Annotated in this window: 28 protein-coding genes; 16 read left to right on the top strand and 12 right to left on the bottom strand. The window is 67.0% G+C overall.

Annotation, left to right across the window (positions count from 1 at the left end):
- Positions 1-103: 103 nt before the first annotated feature.
- From AC5P7R_RS17205 to AC5P7R_RS17180, 6 genes are read left to right on the top strand one after another with little or no spacing between them, the layout of a single operon-like run.
- The gene (locus AC5P7R_RS17205) at positions 104-580 is read left to right on the top strand and encodes a DUF2244 domain-containing protein (protein ID WP_021202927.1); all 477 of its coding nucleotides are present in this window, start codon (positions 104-106) and stop codon (positions 578-580) included.
- An 11-nt stretch (positions 581-591) separates the two neighbouring features.
- Complete coding sequence (gene coxB, locus AC5P7R_RS17200; RefSeq protein ID WP_021202928.1) at positions 592-1,557, top strand: cytochrome c oxidase subunit II; 966 nt, start codon at positions 592-594, stop codon at positions 1,555-1,557.
- A 59-nt stretch (positions 1,558-1,616) separates the two neighbouring features.
- Positions 1,617-3,224 (top strand): cytochrome c oxidase subunit I, encoded by a 1,608-nt coding sequence (ctaD, locus tag AC5P7R_RS17195; RefSeq protein ID WP_005407790.1) that lies wholly within the window; start codon positions 1,617-1,619, stop codon positions 3,222-3,224.
- Positions 3,225-3,232: 8 nt separating this feature from the next.
- Positions 3,233-3,451 (top strand): hypothetical protein, encoded by a 219-nt coding sequence (locus AC5P7R_RS17190; RefSeq protein WP_227854389.1) that lies wholly within the window; start codon positions 3,233-3,235, stop codon positions 3,449-3,451.
- Positions 3,448-4,038, top strand: coding sequence for a cytochrome c oxidase assembly protein (locus tag AC5P7R_RS17185; protein ID WP_053498717.1), 591 nt, complete (start codon positions 3,448-3,450; stop codon positions 4,036-4,038). Before AC5P7R_RS17190 ends, AC5P7R_RS17185 begins: the two co-directional genes overlap by 4 nt.
- Positions 4,039-4,051: 13 nt before the next feature.
- Complete coding sequence (locus AC5P7R_RS17180; RefSeq protein WP_005407793.1) at positions 4,052-4,927, top strand: cytochrome c oxidase subunit 3; 876 nt, start codon at positions 4,052-4,054, stop codon at positions 4,925-4,927.
- Positions 4,928-4,947: 20 nt separating this feature from the next.
- Here the strand turns inward: AC5P7R_RS17180 and AC5P7R_RS17175 are convergent, their stop codons facing one another.
- Positions 4,948-5,166 carry a twin transmembrane helix small protein gene (locus AC5P7R_RS17175; protein WP_021202930.1) on the bottom strand — a complete coding sequence of 73 codons (219 nt, stop codon included), beginning with the start codon at positions 5,164-5,166 and terminating at the stop codon, positions 4,948-4,950.
- A gap of 57 nt (positions 5,167-5,223) precedes the next feature.
- Here AC5P7R_RS17175 and AC5P7R_RS17170 point away from each other — a divergent pair, with 57 nt between their 5' ends.
- From AC5P7R_RS17170 to cyoE, 4 genes are all read left to right on the top strand, one after another.
- Positions 5,224-5,937, top strand: a complete 714-nt coding sequence (locus tag AC5P7R_RS17170; protein WP_227854388.1) for an SURF1 family protein — start codon at positions 5,224-5,226, stop codon at positions 5,935-5,937.
- A 108-nt stretch (positions 5,938-6,045) separates the two neighbouring features.
- Positions 6,046-6,615: a redox-active disulfide-containing membrane protein gene (locus AC5P7R_RS17165; RefSeq protein ID WP_005415005.1), complete on the top strand. Its 570-nt coding sequence runs from the start codon at positions 6,046-6,048 to the stop codon at positions 6,613-6,615.
- Positions 6,616-6,625: 10 nt separating this feature from the next.
- Complete coding sequence (locus AC5P7R_RS17160) at positions 6,626-7,789, top strand: COX15/CtaA family protein (protein WP_227854387.1); 1,164 nt, start codon at positions 6,626-6,628, stop codon at positions 7,787-7,789.
- Positions 7,790-7,793: 4 nt separating this feature from the next.
- A complete protein-coding gene (cyoE, locus tag AC5P7R_RS17155) occupies positions 7,794-8,687 on the top strand; it encodes a heme o synthase (RefSeq protein WP_005415007.1) in 894 nt (297 codons plus the stop codon).
- Positions 8,688-8,851: 164 nt separating this feature from the next.
- On the opposite strand, the gene AC5P7R_RS17150 is transcribed toward cyoE, so the two are convergent.
- From AC5P7R_RS17150 to rpsU, 6 genes are all read right to left on the bottom strand, one after another.
- A complete protein-coding gene (locus AC5P7R_RS17150; RefSeq protein ID WP_065179432.1) occupies positions 8,852-9,823 on the bottom strand; it encodes a bile acid:sodium symporter family protein in 972 nt (323 codons plus the stop codon).
- Between the two features lie 28 nt (positions 9,824-9,851).
- Complete coding sequence (locus AC5P7R_RS17145; RefSeq protein ID WP_111102242.1) at positions 9,852-10,352, bottom strand: protein tyrosine phosphatase family protein; 501 nt, start codon at positions 10,350-10,352, stop codon at positions 9,852-9,854.
- A gap of 27 nt (positions 10,353-10,379) precedes the next feature.
- Positions 10,380-12,119 (bottom strand): DNA primase, encoded by a 1,740-nt coding sequence (gene dnaG / locus AC5P7R_RS17140; protein WP_021202937.1) that lies wholly within the window; start codon positions 12,117-12,119, stop codon positions 10,380-10,382.
- A gap of 61 nt (positions 12,120-12,180) precedes the next feature.
- Positions 12,181-13,101 (bottom strand): YihY/virulence factor BrkB family protein, encoded by a 921-nt coding sequence (locus tag AC5P7R_RS17135; protein ID WP_019662215.1) that lies wholly within the window; start codon positions 13,099-13,101, stop codon positions 12,181-12,183.
- A 105-nt stretch (positions 13,102-13,206) separates the two neighbouring features.
- Positions 13,207-13,650, bottom strand: coding sequence for a GatB/YqeY domain-containing protein (locus AC5P7R_RS17130; protein WP_021202938.1), 444 nt, complete (start codon positions 13,648-13,650; stop codon positions 13,207-13,209).
- A gap of 133 nt (positions 13,651-13,783) precedes the next feature.
- Entirely contained in the window at positions 13,784-13,999 is a 216-nt protein-coding gene (gene rpsU, locus AC5P7R_RS17125; RefSeq protein WP_002808376.1) for a 30S ribosomal protein S21, read from the bottom strand.
- Between the two features lie 166 nt (positions 14,000-14,165).
- Here rpsU and tsaD point away from each other — a divergent pair, with 166 nt between their 5' ends.
- Positions 14,166-15,191: a tRNA (adenosine(37)-N6)-threonylcarbamoyltransferase complex transferase subunit TsaD gene (gene tsaD, locus AC5P7R_RS17120; RefSeq protein WP_227854386.1), complete on the top strand. Its 1,026-nt coding sequence runs from the start codon at positions 14,166-14,168 to the stop codon at positions 15,189-15,191.
- A gap of 33 nt (positions 15,192-15,224) precedes the next feature.
- On the opposite strand, the gene AC5P7R_RS17115 is transcribed toward tsaD, so the two are convergent.
- Positions 15,225-15,890: a hypothetical protein gene (locus AC5P7R_RS17115; protein WP_021202940.1), complete on the bottom strand. Its 666-nt coding sequence runs from the start codon at positions 15,888-15,890 to the stop codon at positions 15,225-15,227.
- A gap of 357 nt (positions 15,891-16,247) precedes the next feature.
- Between AC5P7R_RS17115 and folB the strand changes: the two genes are divergently transcribed.
- The 4 genes from folB to AC5P7R_RS17095 all read left to right on the top strand — a co-directional run bounded on the left by folB (position 16,248) and on the right by AC5P7R_RS17095 (position 20,955).
- Positions 16,248-16,601 (top strand): dihydroneopterin aldolase, encoded by a 354-nt coding sequence (gene folB, locus AC5P7R_RS17110; protein WP_005407807.1) that lies wholly within the window; start codon positions 16,248-16,250, stop codon positions 16,599-16,601.
- A gap of 91 nt (positions 16,602-16,692) precedes the next feature.
- Positions 16,693-17,964, top strand: a complete 1,272-nt coding sequence (locus AC5P7R_RS17105) for a mechanosensitive ion channel family protein (protein ID WP_021202941.1) — start codon at positions 16,693-16,695, stop codon at positions 17,962-17,964.
- Positions 17,965-18,092: 128 nt separating this feature from the next.
- The gene (locus AC5P7R_RS17100; protein WP_227854385.1) at positions 18,093-20,267 is read left to right on the top strand and encodes a glycoside hydrolase family 3 N-terminal domain-containing protein; all 2,175 of its coding nucleotides are present in this window, start codon (positions 18,093-18,095) and stop codon (positions 20,265-20,267) included.
- 130 nt (positions 20,268-20,397) lie between these two features.
- A complete protein-coding gene (locus AC5P7R_RS17095; protein ID WP_227854384.1) occupies positions 20,398-20,955 on the top strand; it encodes a hypothetical protein in 558 nt (185 codons plus the stop codon).
- 115 nt (positions 20,956-21,070) lie between these two features.
- Here AC5P7R_RS17095 and AC5P7R_RS17090 read toward each other — a convergent pair whose 3' ends face one another.
- A complete protein-coding gene (locus AC5P7R_RS17090; protein ID WP_227854383.1) occupies positions 21,071-22,240 on the bottom strand; it encodes a PQQ-dependent sugar dehydrogenase in 1,170 nt (389 codons plus the stop codon).
- A 168-nt stretch (positions 22,241-22,408) separates the two neighbouring features.
- Between AC5P7R_RS17090 and yiaA the strand changes: the two genes are divergently transcribed.
- Positions 22,409-22,861 (top strand): inner membrane protein YiaA, encoded by a 453-nt coding sequence (gene yiaA, locus AC5P7R_RS17085; RefSeq protein WP_111102247.1) that lies wholly within the window; start codon positions 22,409-22,411, stop codon positions 22,859-22,861.
- A gap of 107 nt (positions 22,862-22,968) precedes the next feature.
- On the opposite strand, the gene AC5P7R_RS17080 is transcribed toward yiaA, so the two are convergent.
- The 3 genes from AC5P7R_RS17080 to AC5P7R_RS17070 all read right to left on the bottom strand — a co-directional run bounded on the left by AC5P7R_RS17080 (position 22,969) and on the right by AC5P7R_RS17070 (position 25,462).
- Positions 22,969-23,292, bottom strand: a complete 324-nt coding sequence (locus AC5P7R_RS17080; protein ID WP_069139911.1) for a hypothetical protein — start codon at positions 23,290-23,292, stop codon at positions 22,969-22,971.
- 110 nt (positions 23,293-23,402) lie between these two features.
- Entirely contained in the window at positions 23,403-24,704 is a 1,302-nt protein-coding gene (locus AC5P7R_RS17075) for an APC family permease (RefSeq protein WP_227854382.1), read from the bottom strand.
- Positions 24,701-25,462, bottom strand: a complete 762-nt coding sequence (locus AC5P7R_RS17070; protein ID WP_495214095.1) for a L,D-transpeptidase family protein — start codon at positions 25,460-25,462, stop codon at positions 24,701-24,703. Before AC5P7R_RS17070 ends, AC5P7R_RS17075 begins: the two co-directional genes overlap by 4 nt.
- Between the last annotated feature and the right edge of the window lie 9 nt (positions 25,463-25,471).

Raw genomic sequence — 25,471 nt, 5'->3', positions numbered from 1 at the left:
TGCTGTGTTGCAGCATCGGAAAAAGTGTGAATGCACCCTTGCTACCGGCGAGAGGGCGGGGCTACCATCGAGACGTTTCCCGCGGCAGGAACGCGGTTGCGACATGATCGAGGTGCTTCCAGCTCCGGATGGGTCAGGTACGCAGCTGCGGCTGCGTCCCCCACGGGCGCTCGATGCCCGGCAGTTCGTCCTGTTGTTCACCGTGTTGTCGGGTGCGATGTGGCTGGTGTCCGCCCTCGGGTGGTGGGCCGGCAATGCATTCGCCCCCCTGTTCGCGCTGCTGTACAGCCTGGTGCTGGCGGCGGCGCTGCGTGCCTTGTGGCGCAGCGGTGAACGGCAGGAGGAGATCCGGGTAGTGCCGGCGTACGTGGAGGTCATTCCCGTACCCGGTGGATCGCCGGTGTTCCGGGCCCACCCGCATTGGGTGCGCCTGCTCACCGACGATGAGAGGGTCCGGCTGGCATCCAGCGGCCGGCAGGTGGAGGTGGGGAGTTTCCTCGCGCCGGCCGAACGTCAGACGCTCGCAGAGACACTTGAAAGCTTGCTCGCCGCCAGCGATGGCGGCAACCGACGACGCTAAGGGTCTAGGCAATGAAGCAAAGCAGCAGGTGGGGCACGAAGTGCGTGAACGCGGTTGCCGCAGTGCTGGCGACCGGGGGACTGATGCCGGCGTTGGCCTGGGCCCAGGCGGCCGATCCGAAGCCGTGGCAGCTGAACATGGGCAAGGGGGTGACCCAGACCTCGCGCCTGGCCTGGGAATCGAACAATCTCTCGTTGATCATCTGCACGGTGATCGGCGTCATCGTGTTCGGCGCGATGGCCTATGCCATCTTCAAGTTCCGCAAATCCAAGGGCGCGGTCGCCGCCACCTTCAGCCACAACACCAAGGCCGAAGTAATCTGGACGGTGATCCCGGTGATCATCCTGATCGTGATGGCCTGGCCGGCCACCGCCAACCTGATCAAGATGTACGACACCCGCGATGCCGAGATGACGGTGAAGGTCACCGGCTACCAGTGGATGTGGAAATACGAATACCTCGGCGAGAACGTCACCTTCACCAGCCGCCTGGACCGCGAGTCCGACCGCGTGCGGCAGAGTGGCATCGTGCCGACCCGCGAAAGCCATCCGCACTACCTGCTGGATGTCGACAACCGCCTGGTGCTGCCGGTCGATACCAAGGTGCGTTTCGTCATCACCTCCGACGACGTGATCCACGCCTGGTGGGTGCCGGCGCTGGGCTGGAAGCAGGACGCCATCCCCGGCTTCATCAACGAAGCCTGGACCCGCATCGAGCAGCCCGGTGTCTACCGCGGCCAGTGCGCCGAGCTGTGCGGCAAGGACCACGGCTTCATGCCGATCGTGGTCGAGGCGGTGTCCAAGGAGGACTTCAGGAAGTGGCTGGCGCAGCGCAAGCCGGCGCCGCCCGCCGAGCCCGCCACGCCTGCGGCACCTGCCGAACCGGCTGCACCGGCTGCACCGGCGGGCGAGGCACCGGCTGCGCCTGCTGCTGCCGAAGCGGGCAGCGCGCCTGCCAGCGCGGCCAGCGGAGCGTGATGTAAAGCCCGCGGCCGCTCGCGGCCGTGGTGACAACCGATTCTGAGAGGTGTTTTGCAATGGCGCACTCGGCAGTTGGGCACGACGATCACCATCACCACCAGAGCTTCTTCGAGCGTTGGTTCTTCTCGACCAACCACAAGGACATCGGCACGCTGTACCTCGGTTTCAGCTTCATCATGTTCATCATCGGCGCGGCGATGAGCGTGGTGATCCGCGCCGAGCTGGCGCAGCCGGGCCTGCAGTTCGTCAAGCCCGAGTTCTTCAACCAGATGACCACCGTGCATGCGCTGGTGATGATCTTCGGTGGCGTGATGCCGGCCTTCGTCGGCCTGGCCAACTGGATGATCCCGCTGCAGATCGGCGCGCCGGACATGGCGCTGCCGCGCATGAACAACTGGTCGTTCTGGTTGCTGCCGGTGGCTTTCAGCCTGCTGCTGCTGACCCTGTTCCTACCCGGTGGTGCGCCGGCGGGTGGCTGGACGCTGTATCCGCCGCTGTCGCTGCAGGGCGGCTACAACGTGGCCTTCAGCGTGTTCGCCATCCACGTGGCCGGCATCAGTTCGATCATGGGTGCGATCAACATCATCGCCACTGTGCTGAACATGCGCGCGCCGGGCATCGACCTGCTGAAAATGCCGATCTTCTGCTGGGCCTGGCTGATCACCGCCTTCCTGCTGATCGCGGTGATGCCGGTGCTGGCCGGTGCGGTGACCATGCTGCTGACCGACAAGTTCTTCGGCACCAGCTTCTTCAACGCCGCCGGTGGCGGTGACCCGGTGATGTACCAGCACATCTTCTGGTTCTTCGGGCACCCCGAGGTCTACATCATGATCCTGCCCGCCTTCGGCGTGGTCAGCGAGATCATCCCGACCTTCAGCCGCAAGCCGCTGTTCGGCTACCAGGCGATGGTGTACGCCACCGCCGCGATCGCGTTCCTGTCGTTCATCGTCTGGGCCCACCACATGTTCACCGTGGGCATGCCGCTGGGCGGCGAGATCTACTTCATGTTCGCCACCATGCTGATCTCGATCCCGACCGGCGTGAAGGTGTTCAACTGGGTCAGCACCATGTGGCGTGGCTCGCTGACGTTCGAGGCACCGATGCTGTGGTCGGTGGCCTTCGTCATCCTGTTCACCATCGGTGGCTTCTCCGGCCTGATGCTGGCGATCGTCGCCGCCGACTTCCAGTACCACGACACCTACTTCGTGGTCGCCCACTTCCACTACGTGCTGGTGACCGGTGCGGTGTTCGCGCTGATCGCCGCGGTGTACTACTGGTGGCCGAAGTGGACCGGGCGGATGTACAGCGAGAAGTGGGCCAAGGTGCACTTCTGGTGGTCGATCGTATTCGTCAACCTGTTGTTCTTCCCGCAGCATTTCCTCGGCCTGGCCGGCATGCCGCGGCGCATTCCCGACTACAGCGTGGCGTTTGCCGACTGGAACCTGATCAGCTCGATCGGTGCGTTCGGCATGTTCGTCACCCCGTTCATGATGGCCGCGATCCTGCTGTCGTCCCTGCGCAACGGTGAGAAGGCCGAGGCCCGTTCCTGGGAGGGTGCGCGCGGCCTGGAGTGGACGCTGCCGTCGCCGGCACCGGCGCACACCTTCACCACGCCGCCGACCATCCGCCCGGGGGATCTGGCGCATGACGACATCACGCATTGAGGTGGGGCATGCATAACGAGAGCCCACTGCAGACCTGTAGAGCCGAGTCATGCTCGGCTGGCGTGGAGCAGCCGAGCATGGCTCGGCTCTACAACAGCCCGGGCGAAGCCCCGGAAAACGGCATCGAACAGCAGCGCCAGCGCGCCAGGCGCACGGCGATGTGGGTCGGCGCCATCGCGGTGCTGGTCTACGTCGGCTTCATCCTCAGCGGGGTGATCGGCCGATGAGCGAGGCACCGGCCAGCACGCGGTCACCCAGTGCCGGGCTGCCGCGCCTGATCGGCGTGGCAGTGGCGGTGTTCCTGCTGACCTTCTCGCTGGTGCCGCTGTACCGCATTGCCTGCGAGAAGGTATTCGGCGTGCGCCTGGAACGCGGCCCGGGTGGTGAAGCCAGTACGGGTGCCGCAGCTGGCAAGCGCACCGTGCGCGTGGAGTTCGATGGCGGCGTCAATTCGCGCCTGCCGTGGTCGTTCCATCCCGAGCAGCTGACCATGGATGTGGTGCCCGGCGAACTCAACGAGGCGCTGTACTTCGCCCGCAACGACAGCCAGCAGGCAGTCGTCGGCAGTGCGGTGCCTTCGGTGGCGCCGGCGCGTGCCTCGGGCTTCTTCAGCAAGACCGAATGTTTCTGTTTCACCGCGCAGACGCTGCAGGCCGGCGAGAAGCGCGACATGCCGGTGCGTTTCATCGTCGATCCGGACCTGCCGCCGGAGATCAAGACGATCACCTTGTCCTACACCTTCTACCGCAACGACGCGCTGTCCGATCGGCTGGCCCCGGCCGCCACCTCGGACGGCGCGCACGCCGCACCCTGACCCGGATACCGACATGGCCCAGACACCGACCGACGCCAACGTGTACTTCGTCCCGGCCCAGAGCAAATGGCCGTTCGTGGGCTCCATCGCGATGATGGTGACCATGGTGGGCGTGGCCAGCTGGCTCAACGATGCCAGCTGGGGGCGCTGGACGTTCTACATCGGTATCGCGATGCTGGTGCTGACGTTGTTCTGGTGGTTCAGCGACGTGGTGCGCGAATCGCAGGCGGGCAACTACAACCACCAGGTCGATGGCTCGTTCCGGATGGGGATGATCTGGTTCATCTTCTCCGAAGTGATGTTCTTCGGCGCCTTCTTTGGCGCGCTGTTCTACACCCGCAACCTGGGCCTGTCGTGGCTGAGCGGCGAAGGCCGCGGGGTGATGACCAACGAGCTGCTCTGGCAGGGTTATTCCGCCGGCTGGCCGACCAACGGGCCGGCGGCGATCGGTGGCGCGTTCCAGACCATCCCGGCCTGGGGCTTGCCGCTGATCAATACGCTGATCCTGCTGACCTCCGGCGTGACCTTGACCATCGCCCACCACGCGCTGAAGGCCGGCAACCGCCGCCAGCTGCTGATCTGGCTGGGCCTGACCGTGGTGCTCGGGCTAGGCTTCCTGACCCTGCAGGCGGAGGAGTACATCCACGCCTACAAGGAACTGAACCTGACGCTCGGCTCGGGCATCTACGGTTCAACCTTTTTCATGCTGACCGGCTTCCACGGCGCGCACGTGCTGCTGGGCACGATCATGCTGATCGTGATGTGGCTGCGTTCGGCCAAGGGACACTTCACCCGCGACAACCATTTCGGTTTCGAAGCCGCCGCGTGGTACTGGCACTTCGTCGACGTGGTGTGGCTGATGCTGTTCCTGTTCGTCTACGTGCTTTGACCGCGCACGCATCGGTGGCCTCAGCCGCCGACGCCGTGCGGCTTGATCCAGCCCATGTAGATGCTCACGATCACCAGCAGGATCAACGCGACCGACACCCCGATGCGGCGTGTCAGTGCGTTGACCGTGCGCTTGGTCTGGCCGCGGTCGACCAGCAGGTAATACAGGCCGGCGCCCAGATTCCAGACGATGACGATCAGAAACGCGATTACCAGCAGGGTCTTCAGCGAATCACTCATGCGCGGCTCGAGGGCAGGGTGGATGTGCCTATCTGACCGCGTTTGCGCGGACTTGTCATGATGCGCCAGCACACGCGCGTGCTCGGATGGCTGCTGGCCGTGCTGGCCATCGCCGGTTTCACCGCATTGGGGCTGTGGCAGCTGCAGCGCATGCATGCCAAACAGGCAATGTTGGATGCACAGGGTCCAGCCGCAGCGCAGGTACTGTCGTTGGCGCAGGCGCTGACAGCGCCCGGTGCGTTGCATGGCGTGGCCGACCACGGTCGCTTCCTGCCCGGCGTAGTGCTGCTGGACAACCAGACCCGGCACGGCCGTGCCGGCGTGAAGATCTACCGCCCGTTCCGCAGTGACGAGGGCAGTGTGTTGCTGGTCGACCTCGGTTGGCGTGCGCTGCCGCCGGATCGCACGCTTCCGGAGGTGCCGTCGCCGCCTTCGCCGGTGGCCGTGCGCGGGCTGCTCGCGCCGCCACCGTCGGCGGGACTGGCCTTGGGCCCGGCGTTCTCCGCTACCGATGAGGCCGGGCGTTGGCTGGCCAGCCGCTTGCCCGCGGAGGGCCTGGCGGCGGCGCTTGGCCTGCCGGCATTGCCCGATCGCGTCCTGCGGCTGGACCCGGCGCTGCCCTTCGGCGACGAACGCGACCTGGACCTGCTGCCGAACACGCTGCCGCCGCAACGCCACCTGGGCTACGCCGTGCAGTGGTTCGGCCTGGCCCTGACCGTGTTGGTGGTGGCGCTGGTGCTGGAGTGGCGCAGGCGACGTGCTGCCCGGTAGTGCCGGCCGCTGGCCGGCAACCCCCGCATTCCTGGATGCCGGCCAGCGGCCGGCACTACCGCGGCGTCACACCCGCATCCCTCACCCAACCATGAGAAAATGCCCCGCATGAACACTGCTACGTCCCCGCAGGCGCGCGGCTCCGGCCGCCGGACCCTGGTGCTGCTGTTTGCCGTGTTCTTCGGGGCGATGGCGCTGGCCGCCGTGCTGCGCTTCTCTGGCTGGCAGCCCACCGGGCACCGCAATGCGGGACAGCTGCTGAAGCCGCCGGTCGATCTGCGCCAGCAGACGCCGACCCTGGCCAGTGGCCAGCCCTATCCTTGGAACCCCGAGGCCCGCACCTGGCGCCTGCTGGTGGCACCGGCCGGTGCCTGCGACGCGCAGTGCGTCACTTTGTCGCAGGGACTGGGCAAGGTGTGGCAGCTGTTCGGCCATAACGCCGATAATGTCGAGATCCTGTGGCTGGGTACGCCACCGGCGTCGATCGCCTCGCTGCCCGCGCTGCGGCCGCTGGCTCCGTCGCCAGCCCTGCGCGCGGCGTTGCCGGGCGTCGATGATCCGGCGGGACTGCCGGTCTACGTGATCGATCCGAACGGCTTCGTGATCATGCGCCATGCCCCGGGTTCCGACCTGGGGGGCCTGCGCAAGGACATGGCCACGTTGCTGAAACTGAAGTGAGTCCCGTTTGATGAGCCTTTCCGCGCGTCCGGCGCTGCACCGCAATTTCCACCGCCTGGCGTGGTTCGCCATGATCATGACGGCGAGCACGATCATGTTCGGCGCCTTCGTGCGCCTGTCCGATGCCGGCCTGAGCTGCCCGGACTGGCCGACCTGCTATGGCCAGGCCACCTGGCCGCAGCACGTGGAAGAGACCATCGGCCACCCGGCGGCGGAGATCCGCCCGCTGGAGACCCACAAGGCCTGGCGTGAACAGGTGCACCGGTTCCTGGCCGGCGCACTGGGCATCGAGATCCTGACCCTGGCGCTGCTGGCCACGCGCAAGCGGCGATTCGGAAGCACGGCGGTGGTGACCGCCTGCGTGCTGGTGGCCGCCGGCATACCGCTGTACATGATGGGCTGGCATGGCACCGCCAGTACCTTGGCTCTGGTCGGCGAGGCGATCCTGCTGATCGCCGCGCTGCGCTGGAGCAACATCGACCTGGCACGCGCTGCACTGCTGACCCTGGCGGTGGTGATCTTCCAGGCCCTGCTGGGCATGTGGACGGTGACCCTGCTGCTCAAGCCCATCGTGGTGATGGGCCATCTGCTGGGCGGCATGCTGATGTTCGCGCTGCTGGCCTGGATGGCCTGGCGTGCGACGCACATGCCGATCACTCTGGCCGAGGCACCGAAGCTGAAGTGGCTGCTGCGCATCGGCCTGGCGGTGCTGGTCACCCAGATCGCCCTGGGCGGCTGGGTCAGTGCCAACTACGCGGCGCTGGCCTGCGGCGGCGGCAGTGCATCGCTGGACAACTTCCCGCGCTGTGCCAACCAGTGGTGGCCGCAGCACAACTTCGTCGAAGGCTTCACGCTGTGGCGTGGCATCGGCGTGGACTACGAAGGCGGCGTGCTGGATGGCGCCTCGCGTATCGCCATCCAGATGGCGCACCGCCTGTTCGCGGCGGTGGTGGCCATCTACCTGCTGTGGCTGGGCGTGCGCCTGTTCCGGTTGCCGAGCATGCGCGGCTGGGCCAGCGCGCTGATCGCGCTGCTGGTGTTGCAGGTCACCCTCGGCATCCTCAATGTGAAGCTGGCGCTGCCACTGGAAGTGGCCGTGGCCCACAACGGCGTGGCCGTTGCCCTGTTGTTCGTGCTGGTCAGCCTGCTGGCCCGCCTGCGCGCCCCGGACTGATTCCATGTTTTCCAACTACCGCCAGTACTGGGACCTGACCAAGCCCAAGGTCGTCGCCCTCATTGTCTTCACTGCCCTGGTCGGCATGGTCCTGGCTGTCCCGGGCGTGCCCAGCTGGGAGCAGGTGCGCGCCGGCCTGCTCGGCTTCCTCGGCATCTGGCTGGCCGCTTCGGCGGCCGCTGCGATCAACCAGTTGCTGGATGCGCACATCGATGCGCAGATGGCACGCACGTCGTGGCGCCCGCTGGTGGTCGGCAAGGTCAAGCCATGGCAGGTGCTGGTGTTCGCCGGCGTGCTGATCGTGCTGTCGATGACCATCCTGGTGCTGTGGGTGAACCTGATCACTGCGGTGCTGACCTTCGCCTCGCTGATCGGCTACGCGGTGATCTACACCGTGTACCTGAAGCGTGCGACCTCGCAGAACATCGTCATCGGTGGCCTGGCCGGCGCGATGCCGCCGATGCTGGGCTGGGCTGCGGTGACCGGCATGCAGGGCTCGTCGGACTGGGCATACTCGTCGCTGCTGGTGCTGATCATCTTCATCTGGACGCCACCGCATTTCTGGGCGCTGGCGATCTTCCGCCGCGAGGACTATGCCAAGGCGGAGATCCCGATGCTGCCGGTGACCCACGGCGTGGCGCACACCCGCAAGCAGATCATGGTGTATTCGGTGGTGCTGGCGCTGGTCTGCCTGTTGCCATACCTGGTGGGCATGAGTGGTGCGTTCTACCTGGGCGGCGCGATCGTGCTCAACGCCGTGTTCCTCTGGTACGCCTGGCGCATGCTCAACCCGCCGGATGAGCTGTTCTCGATGAAGATGTTCTATTACTCCATCGTCTACCTGATGGCGCTGTTCGCGTTCCTGCTGGTGGACCACTGGATCCTGCCCTGGTTGTAAGGGCCTGATGCATCCACGCATGGCGTGGATCTACCGGCGCCGTTCAACCATCAGCCGAGCATGGGCTCGGCTCTACAGTAGATCCGCACCATGCGTGGATGATTTCCCGCAGCGGCCCGCGCGTTCAGTAGATCCACGCCATGCGTGGATGTCCTCCCGTCGGGTCAGGGCGCGCGCTTCGCGTACCGCTGCGCGATCACGCCGCAGACGATGAGCTGGATCTGGTGGTAGATCATCACCGGCAGCACGATGGCGCCGAGGCTGCCGCCGGCGAACAGCACCTTGGCAATCGGCACGCCGGTGGCCAGGCTCTTCTTCGAGCCGCAGAACACGATGGCGATCTCGTCCTCGCGGTTGAAGCGCAGGCGGCGGGCGATGAAGGTGATCAGCGGCATGGCGATGCCGAGCAGCACGGCGGCCACGACCGCCACGGCCAGCAACGAGAGCAGCGGCGTCTTGCTCCACAGTCCTTCGGTCACCGCCTCGCCGAACGCCGAATACACCACCAGCAGGATCGTGCCCTGGTCGGTGTAACGCAGCAGCGCGCGCTGCTTTTCCACCCAGCCGGCAATCCACGGCCGCAGCAGGTGGCCGGCCACGAACGGCACCAGCAGCTGCAGCATGATGCCGCCGATCGCGTGCAGCGGGTCGTGCACGCCGCCGGAGGTGCCCGCCAGCGCGGTCAGCAGCAGCGGGGTCAGGAATACGCCGAGGATGCTCGACAACGAAGCACTGCACACCGCTGCGGGCACGTTGCCATGCGCCATCGAGGTGAACGCGATGGACGACTGCACGGTGGAGGGCAGGGTGCACAGGAACAGCACGCCCAGGTATAGCTCCGGGGTCAGCAGCCAGCCCGATAGCGGCTTGAACATCAGCCCGAGCAGCGGGAACAGGAGGAAGGTGCAGGCGAGGATGGTCAGGTGCAGCCGCCAGTGCAGCATGCCGCCAATGATCGACTCACGTGGCAGGCGTGCGCCATGCAGGAAGAACAACGCCGCGATGGCGACCGTGGTGACATCGTCCAGGACGATGGCGGCGGCGCCCTTCATCGGCAGCAGGGAGGCCAAGCCGACGGTGCACAGCAGGGCGAGGGTGAAGTTGTCCGGTCGCAGGCGCGACCACCAGCGGGTCATGGTGGGCAGAGTCCTTGGTGCGGAGGGTTCAGGGTGAGGTGACCGGCGTGGCCAGGCGTTGGCGGGTGGCGGCTTCCAGCGAGGTCAGGCCAGCACGCTGGCCCAGCTGAAGGGCCTGTTCGGGGCTGGCATGTTCGTAGCGTGCGTTGACCAGGCCGAGCACGGCGCCGGCGCGGTTGCCGGACGCACAGTGCAGCAGCACAGGCCCCTGGCTCTGCCGCAGGGCCTGGTGCACGGCGCGCACGTTGGCGGCATCGAGCCCCTCGGCACCGGCCACCGGAATGCGCACGTAGCGCAGGCCCAATGATTCGGCGAGGCGGGTTTCGTCGAAACCCCGGTCCTCGCCGGGCTGGCGCAGGTCGATCACGGTGCGCACCCCCTGCGCGGCAAGTTCGCGCAGTTGTGCGGCGGAGGGCTGGCCGCCGGCATACAGGCCCGGGCGGACTTCATTGAGCGGGCCATCTGCGGCCAGGGCCGCCAGTGGCGGGCAGAGCGACAACAACAGCAGGCAGGTCAGGCGCAGCAGCATGGTCCTCTCCGTGAAAACGTTCTGCCGCTACAGGCGCAGTCCGGCGCGCGCCTTCAGCAGCTCGCGCAGTTCGTACTTGTCAGTATCATCCAGGCCCTGCTGGCGCTGCTTTGCCAACAACTCCTCCAGGCGTTGCACCAGCAGCTGTTTCTCCAACTGGGCCACAGCATCGTGCAGTTCCTGGGTCCAGCTGGCCTCGGTGCCGGGCAGCGTCTGAGCGGCCAGCGTATGCAGCGACGCCTGTTCCTCGCGGCCGTCGAAGTGTTCCAGCAGGGCGCCGGTGCTGATGTCCGGGCGCTGTTCGACCAGCCCCAGCAGTTCCAGCAGCAGTTCCACACCGGGCAGGCGAAGGCCCTGGAAGTGGTGCTGGCCGCCCAGGGTCAGCGCCAGTGAGGGCTGCTGCAGCAGCACAGCGATCGCGCCTCGCACCAGGCTGCGCCTGGCCACCGGCTGGATCGCCCGCTGTGGCTGGCGTTGCGGCATCGGCGCGCGCACAGACGGGGCGTTGCCGCCGAGCCCGGTCAGCTGCGCCAGCTGCTGCTTCATCAGGTCGCCGAAGGCACCGTCGGGAATCTGCGCCAGCATCGGCTTTGCGCGTTCGGCCAGGCGCGCCTTGCCGTCCAGCGTGCCCAGGTTGATCTCGCGGGTCAGTTCATCGAAGAAGAACTGCGACAGCGGCGTGGCCTGCTTCAGGCGCTCGTTGAAGGCCTCGGCGCCTTCCTTGCGCACGATGGTGTCGGGGTCTTCGCCATCGGGCAGGAACAGGAAGAAGGCCTGGCGGCCATCCTTCATGCGCGGCAGCACCGACTCCAGCGCCTTCCAGCCGGCGCGGCGGCCGGCGGCATCGCCGTCGAAGCAGAAGAACACGTCCGGTGCGTTGCGGAACAGCAGCTCGGCGTGGTCCGGCGTGGTCGCCGTACCCAGCGTGGCCACCGCCTGGGTGACCCCGAACTGGAACAGCGAGACCACGTCCATGTAGCCCTCGACCACGATCAACCGCTCGATCTTCTGGTTGGCCTGGCGCACCTGCCACAGGCCGTACAGTTCGCGGCCCTTGTGGAAGAGCGCGGTTTCGGGCGAGTTGAGGTACTTGGGGCCGTCGTCCTTCTCGAACACGCGCCCGCCGAAGGCGATCACCCGGCCACGACGGTCGAAGATCGGGAACATCACCCGGTCGCGGAACTTGTCGTAGACGTGGCCGCGATCGTTCTTGGAGAACAGGCCGGCGCGGTCGAGCAGCTTCATGCGGCGCTCGTCCTTGCCCAGCGCATCGCGCAGGCCGCTGTAGCCATCCGGTGCGTAGCCGATCTGGAAGCGCGCGCGGTTCGCTTCGTCCACGCCACGGCTTTCCAGATACGCGCGTGCCTTCTCGCTGCCTTCCAGATTCTTCTGGAAGAACTTGGTGGCGGCGTCCAGCGCCGAGTACAGCTCGCGGCTGTCGTCCTGCTGCTGGGGGCTGCGCGGGTTTTCGTTGCGCGGTACTTCCATGCCGGCACGCTTGGCCAGCTCATCCACCGCGTCGAGGAACTCGAGGCGGTCGTAGTTCATCAGGAAGCTGATCGCGGTGCCGTGCGCGCCGCAGCCGAAGCAGTGATAGAACTGCTTGGTGGGCGAGACCGTGAACGACGCCGAGCGCTCGTCATGGAACGGGCAGCGTGCGGCGTATTCCTTGCCCTGGCGCTTCAACGGCACGCGGCTGCCCACCACCTCGACGATGTCGGTGCGGGCGAGCAGGTCGTCGATGAAAGCGTCGGGGATACGGGCCATGGGCAACAGGGCAGGGCGCGGTGCAGGACCACGCGACGGAACCGGGGGCGGTCGGCCTAGTTTACCCCCTGTCGGGCACCTGGCTGGCGGTTGCCGGATCGATGCCGGCTGCGGCCAGGTGATGGCGCGCGCGCAGGCGCTCATCGATCACCGCCGTCATCAGGGCGCCAACGAAGAACACGACGGTGGCGTAGTAGATCCAGACCAGCGAGATCACCAGCGCACCCATCGAGCCGTAGGCACTGCCGGGGGCCACGGTGGCGATGTAGACGCCGATGCCGTAGCGGCCCAGTGCGAACAACGCCGAGGTGATGGCACCGCCGATGAAGGCCTGGCGCCAAGCCACGCGGCGGTCGGGCAGGTAGTGGTACATGAAAGCGAACCCCACCGCGTACAGCAGCAGGCTGGTGACGTAACCCAGCGCGGGGAGGATCGAGGGCAGTTGCGCGAAGGCCACCTGCAGTACCGTGGTGGCAGTCATCGACAGGATCAGCAGGAAGCCCAGGGCCAGCACCACGCCGAACGAGAACACGCGCTTGCGCAGCCAGGCCTTGAGGCCCTCCAGGCGCTCGCCACTGGTGCGGAAGATGAGGTTCAGTGCGTTCTGCAGCTGCGCGAACACGGCGGTGGCGCCCACGAACAGCAGCAGCGTGCTCCACAGCCCTGCCAACGAGCCGACGTCGGGCTGGTTGTCGGCGTTCTTCAGGACGGTCTCGGCCACGATCGCAGCACTGCTGCCGGCCACCGAGCTGATCTGGTCGACCAGCGCCTGCTGTGCCGGCGGGTACAGCGAAGCGGTCAACCACAGCAGCAGCACCAGCAGCGGTGCCATCGACAGCAGGGCGTAGAACGAGACGGAGGCTGCCTGGGTCAGCACGTCGACGTCGATGAAGCGCTTGGCCACCGCCATCGGAAAGCTGTCCTGCAGGCGCTTGAGATACTTGTGCAGGGACACGGGAACGTTGAGCTCGGGTTCAACCATGTGTGCGGTTGTAGCAGGCGACCGACGAAGGTGCGGTGAAACGGGTACATCAATTGGGGTCAGAGCCCTTTCGCGTTGCGAAAGGGATCCGACCCCGTTGCCGGATTACGCCAGCTGCTGCTTGACCAGCTTGGACACCAGGCCCATGTCGGCCTGGCCAGCGAGCTTGGGCTTCAGGGCGCCCATCAGCTTGCCCATGTCGGCCGGGCCGGAGGCGCCGGTCTCGGTGATGGCGGCCTGGATGGCGGCCACGATCTCGGCTTCGCCCATCTTGGCCGGCAGGTAGGCTTCGATGACCACGATCTCGGCGCGCTCGATCTCGGCGAGGTCTTCGCGGTTGGCGGCTTCGTACTGGCTGACCGAGTCCTTGCGCTGCTTGACCATCTTGTCGAGCACGGCGATCACGGCGGTGTCGTCCAGCTCGATGCGCTCGTCCACTTCGCGCTGCTTGATGGCGGCATTGATCAGGCGGATCACGCCCAGCTTGTGCTTCTCGCCCGCCTTCATGGCGGCCTTCATGTCTTCGGTGAGCTGCTGCTTCATGCTCATGAGGAACCTCGTGGTGGTAGGTGGGGCGGGGCGGATGCCCGAACCCGGAAACGCAAAAAGCCGGCGACGCTCGCGCGTGCCGGCTTCGGCTCCATCGCAACGGGCAGGCCCGCCGCAATGAAGATGCGTCCGATCAGTACAGGCGCTGACGCTTGGTGACGTCGCGCGACGAGCGGCGCAGCTGACGCTTCACAGCAGCGGCGGCCTTGCGCTTGCGCTCCTGGGTCGGCTTTTCGTAGAACTCGCGCTTGCGGGTTTCGGCCAGCACACCGGCCTTTTCGCAAGTGCGCTTGAAGCGGCGAAGAGCAAACTCGAAGGGCTCGTTCTCGCGGACTTTGACGCTGGGCATGGAATCTCCGGGACACAGTAGAACCGGGTCACGCCCGGCGAGCCGCACATTATAGCGGCGAATCGACAAACTGCAAGCGACCAACCCTGAATACGGGCCGGCGGTTCGAAAGCAGTGAGATCTGCACGCTCCCCGAGGGGACGGCAGGGGCGTCATAATAGCAGGCATGCGAGTCCTTGGCATCGAATCTTCCTGTGATGAGACCGGCGTGGCGGTGTATGACACCGACCTGGCCGGCAGCGCAGCCCTGCGCGCCCATGCGGTCTACAGCCAGATCGCCCTGCACGCCGAATACGGTGGCGTGGTGCCCGAGCTGGCCAGCCGCGACCACGTCCGCAAGCTGCTGCCGCTGGTGCGCCAGACCCTGGCCGACGCCGGTCTGGGTGTAGGCGATATCGATGGCGTCGCCTATACGGCCGGTCCCGGCCTGGTCGGCGCGCTGCTGGTGGGTGCGGGCGTGGCCCGATCACTGGCTTGGGCGCTGGAGGTCCCGGCCGTCGGCGTACACCATATGGAAGGGCACCTGCTGGCACCGCTGATGGAAGACGACCCGCCGCAGGCCCCGTTCGTTGCGCTGCTGGTGTCCGGTGGCCATACCCAGCTGGTGGCGGTGGATGCGATCGGCCAGTACCGGCTGCTGGGCGAAACCCTGGACGATGCGGCTGGCGAGGCCTTCGACAAGACCGCCAAGCTGATGGGCCTGCCGTACCCGGGCGGCCCGCAGCTGGCCAGGCTGGCCGAGCAGGGCACGCCGGGCGCGTACCGCTTCGCGCGGCCGATGACCGACCGCCCGGGGCTGGATTTCAGCTTCTCCGGCCTGAAGACCCAGGTCCTGATGGCCTGGCGCGACAGCGACCAGAGCGAGCAGACCCGCGCCGATATTGCCCGGGGCTTTGAGGACGCGGTGGTCGAGACCCTGTCGATCAAGTGCGAGCGCGCGCTGGAAGCGGCCGGGACGAACGTGATCGTGGTTGCCGGCGGTGTAGGTGCCAACAAGCGCCTGCGCGCCCGCCTGCAGCAGATGGCCGAGCGCCTCGGCGGCCGCGCCTGCTTCCCGCGGCCTGCACTGTGCACCGACAACGGCGCGATGATCGCCTTCGCTGGCGCGCTGCGGCTGCACGCTGGCCAGCACAGCCCGCCGAAGGTGGATGTGACCCCGCGCTGGGACATGGCGACCCTGCCGGCGGTGTGAACCGATAGCGTCGGGCCATGCCCGGCGGATGCATTACCGATGCACTGCCAACGGCGACGCCGCCAGCACGGTTGTCGCCCGCTCATGGCGCTGCAGCCAGCCCAGGGTGTGTGGGCAGCGGGCATGGATCAGCCGCCCGATCGCGGCCAGGTCGGCGCCGATGTCGCGCTCCAGGATGGGCTCGTGATGGGCGATGCGGTTGCGCAGGTGGCGGATGCGGCCAATATCCGCGTGGATGGCTTTCCGGATGACACTGGGGTGGGCGCAAGGCGCATGGCGCAGGACTCCGCTGAGTGCCGGTATCCACAGCGTGGAATCGAAGCGACATGTGAATAGCTGCTGCCAGAACACCATAGGCAGGTTGGCGACGATTTCAGGTGTATCGCTGGCGCGACTGGCAAGTTGTTCCAGTGCCGTGCGTGGAGAAGTACTGGACGAAGTTGGCAGCCTGCGTCTGAAGGCATCATTCCAGGGCCAACGTGGACCGTGCTGCCGAACAAGAACCATTGCCGCGGCGTTGCGGGTGACCACCTCGCACAGATGGACCGGCATCATCAGTGCACTGCACAGCCGCATGTTCCAGAGGTAGAGGGATTCGGCTGTGACGTCGGGGCCGCAGGTCGATGCGATTCTCTCGTAAGTAGACAGACGCTCCGCTGACAACGCGCGCCGCAGTACATCGTATGGAGCCATCGTCATGTGCGGTGGTGAAGGAGGGATCGATGTTCGCGAGAGTGGGCGGCGGCGACCATCAGGGAACGTCCTTGTCCGCGCGGCTGATTTTCTGCGTTTTGCCTCGGACGAATACCTGACCTGTCCTGTCGGATTTGGCCTTGACCGGCGATCTGGTCCTTGCCTAATCTGCGTGCCTGCGCCACCGGGACTCGCGGCTGGATTCCAGCTCCCCCTGGGGACAAACGGTAGTACCAAAGGGCCCTGCTAGCAGGGCCCTTTGTTTTTTCCGGGCCGCCCCACGCCGGTGGCCCACCGCCCGTTCCGGGCAGGCTCACCGCCGTGCCGTTACCATGGCCGCCTGTATTCGTGCCGGTAAGCGCAATGGACAAGGTTTTCATCGAAGGGCTGACGATCGACGCCCTGATCGGTATCTACGATTGGGAACGACGGATCCGCCAGGACCTGGTGTTCGACCTGGAAATGGGTTTCGACAACCGTCGCCCCGCAGCCACCGATGACATCGCCCACACCCTGAACTACAAGGCGGTGAGCAAGCGCCTGGAACAGTTCGTGCGCGAGTCGGAGTTCGGCCTGGTCGAGACGCTGGCCGAGCGCTGCGCGCAGATCGTGCTGGACGAATTCGACGTGAAGTGGCTGCGCCTGAAGCTGAGCAAGCCGGGCGCAGTGCGCGGCGCGCGTGCGGTGGGCGTGATCATCGAACGCACGCGGGACTGACCCGGTCGTGCCGGCCGTTGGCCGACAACCCCGGTAGTGCCGGCCGCTGGCCAGCAACCTTGGCAACAACGAAACAGACAGGAGACAACTGATGGTGGATGCGGTGGTGGCGGTACAGTGGCTGGAACGGCTGCAGAACACACTGGAACCCTATCCCGGCGCCTACCTGGCGTTGATGATCTCGGCGCTGCTGATCGCGGCCGGCCTGGCCAACTGGGTGACCAAGCGCATCCTGCTGCGTGGCCTGCGGCGCCTGCTCAGCCGCCTCCCCGGCGCTGACACCGGCCGCGGCAGCCATCTGATGCGGGTGATCTCGCGCCTGTCCAACGTGGTGCCCAGCCAGGTGATCGCCTCGGGCATCCGCATCGTGCCGGACCTGCCGCCGGGCCTGGTCAGCTTCATCATCGGCGCCTGCCAGGCGTGGGCGATCCTGACCGTGGTGCTGGCCATCTCGCATGCGCTGGATGCGGCCAACGATTTGTACGAGCGCCGCCCCGAGGCACGCAACAAGCCGATCAAGGGCTACCTGCAGGTCGCCAAGATCGTCCTCTTCGTGATCGCCGGCCTGTCGATCGTTGCCACCCTGGCGGGCGTCGACCTGCGCTATCTGGTCACCGGCCTGGGCGCGGCCACGGCGGTGCTGATGCTGATCTTCCAGGACACCATCCTGTCGCTGGTGGCCAGCGTGCAGATCAGCGGCGATGGCCGGGTGCGCATCGGCGACTGGATCGAGATGCCCAGCCAGAACGCCGACGGCGACGTCATCGACATCGCGCTGCACACCATCACCGTGCAGAACTTCGACAAGACCATCACCACCATCCCGACCAAGAAGCTGGTGACCGAGTCGTTCAAGAACTGGCGCGGCATGCAGGAAGCCGGTGGCCGCCGGATCAAGCGCGCGCTGTACCTGGACCAGCACAGCGTCGGCTTCCTGGACGAGGGCGACCTGGCCTTCCTCGGCGAATTCGCGCTGCTGCGCGACTACCTGCGCGACAAGGAACAGGAACTGGGGCAGTGGAACGGGCGCCTGCGCGAGCAGGGCATGGCCGAGGTCAACAGCCGCCGGGTGACCAACCTGGGCACGTTCCGCGCGTATGTGGAGCGCTACCTGCGCAGCCATCCGGGCATCCATACCGACATGACCCTGCTGGTGCGGCAGCTGCAGCCGACCACCGAGGGCCTGCCGCTGGAGCTGTACTGCTTCACCCGCAGCACCGCCTGGGGCGAGTACGAGGCCGTGCAGTCGGACATCTTCGACCACCTGCTGGCGATCCTGCCAGCCTTCGGGCTGCGCGTGTTCCAGGCGTCCAGCGACGCCATGTTGATGGCCGGGCAGCGCCAGTTGGCCGGCTCGGAGTAAGCTGCGGTGGCCCCGGCGGAGCCATACGGACCCCGCTGGTGGCTGAAACTGAATGAAGAAACCTCTCGCCAAATGGCTCGGGATCGCTAGAATGCCGGGCTTGTAAACGTTTTCATCAAGGACTGCCGGTGGCCTCCGAACGCATCGAATCCCTCATTGCCCAGATGACCGTCGAGGAAAAGGTCGGCCAGCTGGGTGTCTTCGCGGACATGGTCCGCCCGTTCGCCCCGGACGTGAACCCGGAAGCCAACGTGCGCAATGCCGACCAGGTGCTGCAGCAGGTGCGCGAGGGCAAGGTCGGCTCGCTGTTCAATGGCGTGGGCGCCGAGCTGGGCCGTCGCATCCAGCAGGTCGCCACCGAGGAGAGCCGCCTGGGCATCCCGGTGATCCTGGCCGCCGACGTCATCCACGGCATGCGCACCGTGTTCCCGATTCCGCTGGGCGAGGCCGCCAGCTTCGAGCCGGACCTGGCCGAGCGCACCGCGCGCGCCACCGCCATCGAGGCCACGGCCGCTGGCCTGCACTGGACCTACGCCCCGGCCGTGGATATCGCCCGCGACCAGCGCTGGGGCCGTGGCGCCGAAGGGGCCGGTGAGGACGTGGTGCTGGGCTGTGCGTTCGCCGCCGCCCGCGTGCGCGGCTTCCAGGGCAGCGACCTGCGCGCCGCCGATTCGCTGCTGGCCACGCCGAAGCACTTCGCCGCCTACGGCGCGGTGATGGCCGGCATGGAATACAACATGGTGGACATCTCGCCGCAGACCCTGCGCGACGTGCACCTGCCACCGTTCAAGGCCGCCTTCGACGCCGGCGCGATCACCGTGATGTCCTCGTTCAATGACATCAACGGTGTGCCGGCCAGTGCCAACGCTGAACTGCTGACCGACATCCTGCGCGGCGAATGGAAGTTCCCGGGCGTGGTGATCTCCGACTACACCGCTGACATGGAGCTGGTCGCCCACGGCTATGCCGCCGACGACCGCGATGCCACCGCCAAGGCGTTCACCGCCGGCCTGGACCTGAGCATGCAGAGCGGCTTCTATGCTGAGCACCTGCCGGGCCTGGTCGAGAGCGGCGAGGTGCCGATGGCGGTGCTGGATGAGGGCGTGCGGCGCATCCTGTGGCTGAAGGAAACCATCGGCCTGTTCGACGACCCGTACCGTTCGCTTGACCCGGCACGCGAAGCCGATACCTCGTACCTCGACGCGCATGACCAACTGTCGCGCGACGCCGCGCGGCGTTCGATCGTGCTGCTGAACAACCGCGACAACGTGCTGCCGTTGCAGAAGACCGGGCAGAAGATCGCGCTGATCGGCCCGTTCGTGCAGGACCGCGAGAACATCGAAGGCTGCTGGACGCTGTTCGGCGACAAGCAGCGTTACGTGGACCTGGAGACCGGCGTGCGTGCCGCCATCGGCGACGAAGCGATGCTGGAAATCGTGCCGGGCTGCGAACTGGAAGCGGCCATTCCGGGCGGTACCGAAGCGGCGGTGGCTGCCGCGCTGCGCGCCGATGTGGTGGTGCTGGCGCTGGGCGAACCGCAGCGCTACAGCGGCGAAGCACAGTCGCGCGTGGAGATCACCCTGCCGCCGGCACAGCAGGCGCTGGCCGAGGCCGTGGCGATGACCGGCAAGCCGCTGGTGGTGCTGCTGCGCAATGGCCGCGCGCTGGCGCTGCAGGGCGCGGTGCGCAATGCACAGGCTGTGGCGGTGACCTGGTACCTGGGCACGCAGACCGGCCATGCCGTGGCCGATGTGCTGTTCGGCGACTACAGCCCGTCCGGCCGCCTGCCGGTCAGCTTCCCGCAGGTGTCCGGCCAGCAGCCGTACTTCTACAACCACCCGCGCACCGGTCGCCCGGAACTGCCGACGATGTCGGAGTTCAAGGCCCGCTGGCGCGAGATTCCGAACGAACCGCTGTACCCGTTCGGCCATGGCATCGGCTACACCACCTTCGCCTACGGCGTGCCGCAGCTGAGCACTGCACAGCTCGGCTGGGACGACACCCTGACCATCACCACCACGCTGACCAACACCGGCAGCGTTGCTGGCGAGGAAGTCGTGCAGCTGTACATCCACGACCGTGTGGCCAGCCGCGTGCGTCCGGTGCGCGAACTGAAGGACTTCCGCAAGGTGGCACTGCAGCCGGGCGAGTCGACCGACGTGGTGTTCACCCTGACCCGCGAGCAGCTGGCCTTCACCGGCCGCGACGGCGTGCTGCGTGGCGAGCCGGGCCTGTTCGACCTGTGGGTGTGCGCGTCCTCGGCGGCTGGCGAAGCGGTGCAGTTCGAACTGCTGAAGGCCTGATTGAAGAAAAAGGGGACGGAGGGGATTAAGTCGTTAGTGGCACAAACGACTTAATCCCCTCCGTCCCCTTTTTGTTGCCGTCACTGTGGCGGCGCTACCATCGGGCCTCCCGTTTCGATGGAGTGCGCGCATGCGCCGGATGGCCTACCTGATTCCCGCCCTGATGCTGGCCGCCTGTTCGCAGCCGGCGGCACCGCCGGCCGAGCCTGCGGCGGATGCGCCGCAGCCGATGGAGGCCAGCGCGGCAGCGACGCCTGCCGCTGAACCGACAGCGCCGGCTGCTGGACCCGCCGACTTAGCACCGCCCGCACCGGCAGCCGAGGCGCCCGCCGCGGATGCGCGTGCGCGCATCGAGTCGCTGCTTGGCGATGCCGCGCAGTTCGAGAAGGTCTTCAATGCGTTCAAGACCGCCGTGGTTGGCGGGGATCGCGCTGCGGTGGTCGAGGAAGTGCGATTCCCGTTGAACATCAGCGGCGGAAAGAAGATCTCCGGCCCCGGAGAGTTCCAGCGCAACTACGAGAAGATCATCACCCCGGAGGTGGTCAAGGCGGTGTCCGAGCAGGACTTCGGCAAGGTGTTCGTCAACCAGCAGGGCGTGATGATCGGCAGCGGCCAGGTGTGGTTGAGCGGCCAGTGCCTGGACCAGGCCTGCACGAAGACCGAGGTGAAGGTCATCACCATCCAGTAAACGCAGACGGCCCCGCGTGCGGGGCCGTTTGGCAGGGTAGTGCCGGCCGCTGGCCGGCAACCGCCGGATGCCGGAAGGATCCAGGTGCCGGCCAGCGGCCGGCACTACCGGGGCATCAGGTCTTCGGTGTGAGCTTCAGCAGGCGCGCCTTGCTGCCGTCTTCCAGCAGCCACAGGGCGCCATCCGGGCCCTGTTCCACTTCGCGGATGCGCTCGCCCATGTTGAAGCGTTCGGCTTCGCGCGCGCTGTCACCATCAAAGGCCACGCGCACCAGCGAGGTCGACGACAGCCCACCGATGAAGCCGCTGCCCTTCCACTGCGGGAACAGGTTGCCGCTGTAGATCACGAAGCCGGCCGGCGAGATCACCGGCGTCCAGGTCACCTTCGGCGCGGCGAATTCCGGGCGCGTGTCGTGGTCGGGAATCGGCCGGCCGTCGTAATGGTCACCATTGGAAACGATCGGGTAGCCGTAGTTGGCGCCGCGCACGATCAGGTTCAGTTCGTCGCCGCCGGCCGGGCCCATCTCGTGTGCCCACAGCTTGCCGTTCGCGTCGAAGGCCATGCCCAGAATGTTGCGGTGGCCCAGCGACCACACCTGCGCGGCAACGCCGCCCTGTGAGGCGAACGGGTTGTCGGCGGGCAGGCTGCCATCGTCGTTGAGACGGATGATCTTGCCGAGGTTGCCGCCCATGTCCTGGGCCGGATCGAACTTCTGCCGCTCGCTGGAGCTGATCCACAGCTTGCCGTCGGGGCCGAACGCGAGGCGATGCCCGTAGTGGCCCTCGCCGCTGACCTTGGGGCTCTGCCGCCAGATCACCTTCAGGTCCTTCAGCTGGCCACCGCCGTTGGCATCCAGTGCCAGCGTGGCCCGGGCCACGGCAGCACCGCGGGTGTCCAGCGTGCCTTCCTCGGCGTAGCTGAGGTAGATCACGTGATTACTCGCGAATTGCGGGTGCAGGATCACGTCACCGAAGCCGCCCTGGCCGCCGTAAGCGACCTTCGGAACGCCGGTGATCTCATGCTTCTGCCCGTTGGCCGGGTCCAGGTGCTGCAGCTTGCCGCGCTTTTCGGTGACCAGCAGGCTGCCGTCGGGCAGGAAGGTCATCGCCCAGGGCTGGTCGAACCGGCTGATTTCGGTGGCAGTGAACGGGCGCTGGTCGGCAGTGGTGGAGGCTGCGGGCGCTGCGGTCTGGGCGCCGTTGGCGGCCGGGTCGGCGGCATTGCAGGCGGAGGTGGCAAGGATCGGCACCAGGCCGAGGGCGAGCAGCAGGGGCGTGCGGGTCATGGGTATCTCCAGTGCGGGGATGCGGATGGCCGGGCTGTCCCTTGTATACCACTGGCGCCGTGAGCGTCGTGGCCCGAAGGTCCTGCGACCCCTGTGCGAGCGCGGCGGGATCGTCTAGGGTGGGCACGCCCGGGCAAAGCGTGCCCGTCTGCCTGCCAAGGACCTGCAATGAACACTGCCATGCCCCACAAGCCCTCCACCGCCTTCATCGCCGCCTCCTGGGTGGCCCTGCTGCTGGGTGCGGCGGCCTACCTGATCGGCCTGTTCAACGCCACGATGGCGCTCAACGAGAAGGGCTACTACCTGACCCTGCTGCTGTTCGGCCTGTTCGCGGCGGTGTCGCTGCAGAAGAGCGTGCGCGACCGCGTCGAAGGCATTCCGGTGAGTGGCCTGTACTACGCGCTGTGCTGGTTCGCACTGCTGTCGGCGTTGATGCTGCTGCTGGTCGGGCTGTGGAATGCCACGCTGGCATCGAGCGAGAAGGGCTTCTACGGCATGGCCTACGCGCTGTCGCTGTTTGGCGCGGTGGCGGTGCAGAAGAACACCCGCGACCTGATCGCCGCCGGTGGTGGCGGGAGCAAGCACCGCGCGATCGTGCCGCCGCTGCCGGAACAGGAGTGATCGATCCGGTGTAGAGCCGAGCCATGCTCGGCTCAGTCGAGCATGGCTCGACTCTACAGACGTGGTGCGAGAGCCGAGCGTAGGCCCGGCTCTACAGAAGCATGGCGCTATCGCTTCAACAGCGGGTCCGCCAGGTGCGCTTCGTCCCAGCCACGGCGCACGGCATTGCGTGCCTGCGCCCATTCCAGCCGGCTGCGGCCACGTTCATTGGCCCAGCGCGATTCCAGCTCGGCTTCGACCTGCTCGTAGGCGCGGATCATGTCCTGCGCACGCGCGGCGTGGCCGATGCGGTAGGCCGGCTCGTAGTCCTCGAAGAACAGCTGGTCGTCGTAGTACGGCTCGGCCGTGTAGCGTTCGCGCCAGTAGTTGCTGACCGCATCGCGCGGCGTGCTGTCGTCCGGTACGCGGCCGGGAATCTGGTACTCGGTCATGGAAGGCTCCGTTGTGGACGAAGCCTGATCCTGCCTGCGTGGCGGTTAACGGCCCGGTCCGGCAGCGTGATCAACAGATCAATCCGCCGGGCATGGCCCGGCGCTACCGGTCATCCGGCGTCGGCATCCTTGCGCGGCAGCTTGTAGATCACCGCGCCGATGGCGAACGCCACCAGCGCAGCAGCGATGTTCTGCCAGCTGGCACTGGCGAACAGGGCCAGGCACAGCAGCAGCGCCAGTACCGGAATCAGCGGGCCACCCGGCAGTTTCAGTGCGCCCGGCCGGTCCGCATAGCGCTTGGCCAGCACCAGTACCGCAGCGGCCGTTCCGATGTAGGCGAACAGGCGCGTGGTCATCGACAGCAGGGCCAGCTGCACGAACGAACCGGACAGGGCCAGGCCCAGCGCGATCAGGCCTTGGCACAGGATCGACGCGGCCGGCGTGTGGAAGCGCGGATGCACCTGCGCCAGGATCTTCGGCCCATAGCCATCGCGGGCCAGTGCGAACAGGAAGCGCGGGCCCATCATCATCGTGTTGCTGTTGGTGCCGAGGATGGAGATGGTGGCGCCGACCGTCAGGATCAGCGCCAGTGCTTCGCCGCCGAAGCCGGCAGCGGCATCGGCCAGCGGCGTGGCCGAGCTGGCCAGGCCGGCCAGCGTGCCCTGCGCCACCACCTGCACCGCGCCGTAGATGACGGTGACGGTGATGATCATGGTGATCAGGGCGAACGGAATATCGCGGCGCGGATTGCGGTACTCGCCGGCGGCGGCCGGGATGTTCTCGAAGCCGGCATAGGCGTACAGCAGCAGCAAGGCGGCCTCGCCCATCCGTTGCAGGTCGTTCGGGTCCGGGCGCTGGCCGGAGAAGGCCAGCTGCGGGTCGATGTAGAACGCACCGATGGCCACGAACAGCAGCAGCGGCAGCATCTTGCCGATCACCAGCACCACGCCGGTACGCGCGGCCGAGCGCACGCCGATGATGTTGACGCCGGTCAGGAAGCCCAGCGACACCACGATCACCGCGATGCGCCCCATGCCGGCACCGGCCCACGGCCAGAAACGCGCGACGGCATCGGCCAGCGCGTTGCTGAGTGCGGCCGCCGAGCTGATGCGGGTCAGCCAGATCATCCAGCCGATCTCGAAACCGGCGAAGCGCCCGAACGCCTCGCGTGCATACAGGTAGCTGCCGCCGGGTTCATCGAAGTAGCTGGCGGCCTGCGCATAGCACAGCACCAGCAAGGCCACGATGATGCCGGCGGCGACCACGCCCCACAGGCTGAAGGGGCCGAGCAGGGCGACGGTGGCGGCCGGCAGCAGGTAGATGCCGCTGCCGATCACATCGTTGATCGACAGGCCGACGATCTGCCAGCGGCTGACCGCGCGTTGCAGCTGCGGTTCGTCCTGCGTGCTCAACGGACGTCTCCGGCCAGCGCGGGCAGTTGCCACTGCGCCTGCAGGCGCTTGTACTCCGCGCGCGGCAGCAGCACGAAACGCGGCGTATCCTGCGGCCGCAGCCAGTCCAGCAGCGCCTGCATGCGCGCTTGTGGCATGGCCGTGCAGCCGGCGGTGGCCTCGCCGGGCTGGCGCCACAGGTGGGCGAAGATGCAGCTGCCCTTGCCGGGCTGGTTGTCCGGGTTGTGGGCGATCACGAAGCCCTCCCGGTAGCGCACGTCGCCCTTGTTGTGCAGATCCAGCCGCATCGGCTCGGTGGAGCCCTTGACCGCTGCATTGCCGACCTTCTTTTCATCAACGATGCGGTTGTAGAACGGCGAACCGAGCACGTCCATGCAGTAGCTGCTGTCCAGCATCGGCTGGTAGGGCATGGCGGTGCCGCGGCGGGTGACGGCATAGCCGAACGCACTGCCGAGCGCGAACACGCCCGCAGGGCTGCGGCCATCGCCTTCCTGCTTCTGCGGGCCGTCGGCCTGCGCCGGGTGCAGGCCCAGGCCCCAGGCACTGCCAGTGCGGCCGAGCGCCACCGGGAACGCCTGTCCATGCGCGTGCCAGCCCTTGCCATCGCGCACATAGGCCTGCAGCTGGCCCTCGGTGCTGTCCCAGCCATCGCTGGTAACCACGATCAGCTGGCGCGCACCATCCAGCGGCGCGGCGTGGACGGAGACCGCCGCAGCAAGCAGCAGCGCAGCGGTAGCGAGGCGAACCAGCGATTTCATCAACAGGTG

It is taken from the genome of Stenotrophomonas sp. YJH_SMC_27 (genome assembly GCF_059369815.1).
This window is presented reverse-complemented; position numbering and strand designations above follow the sequence as displayed.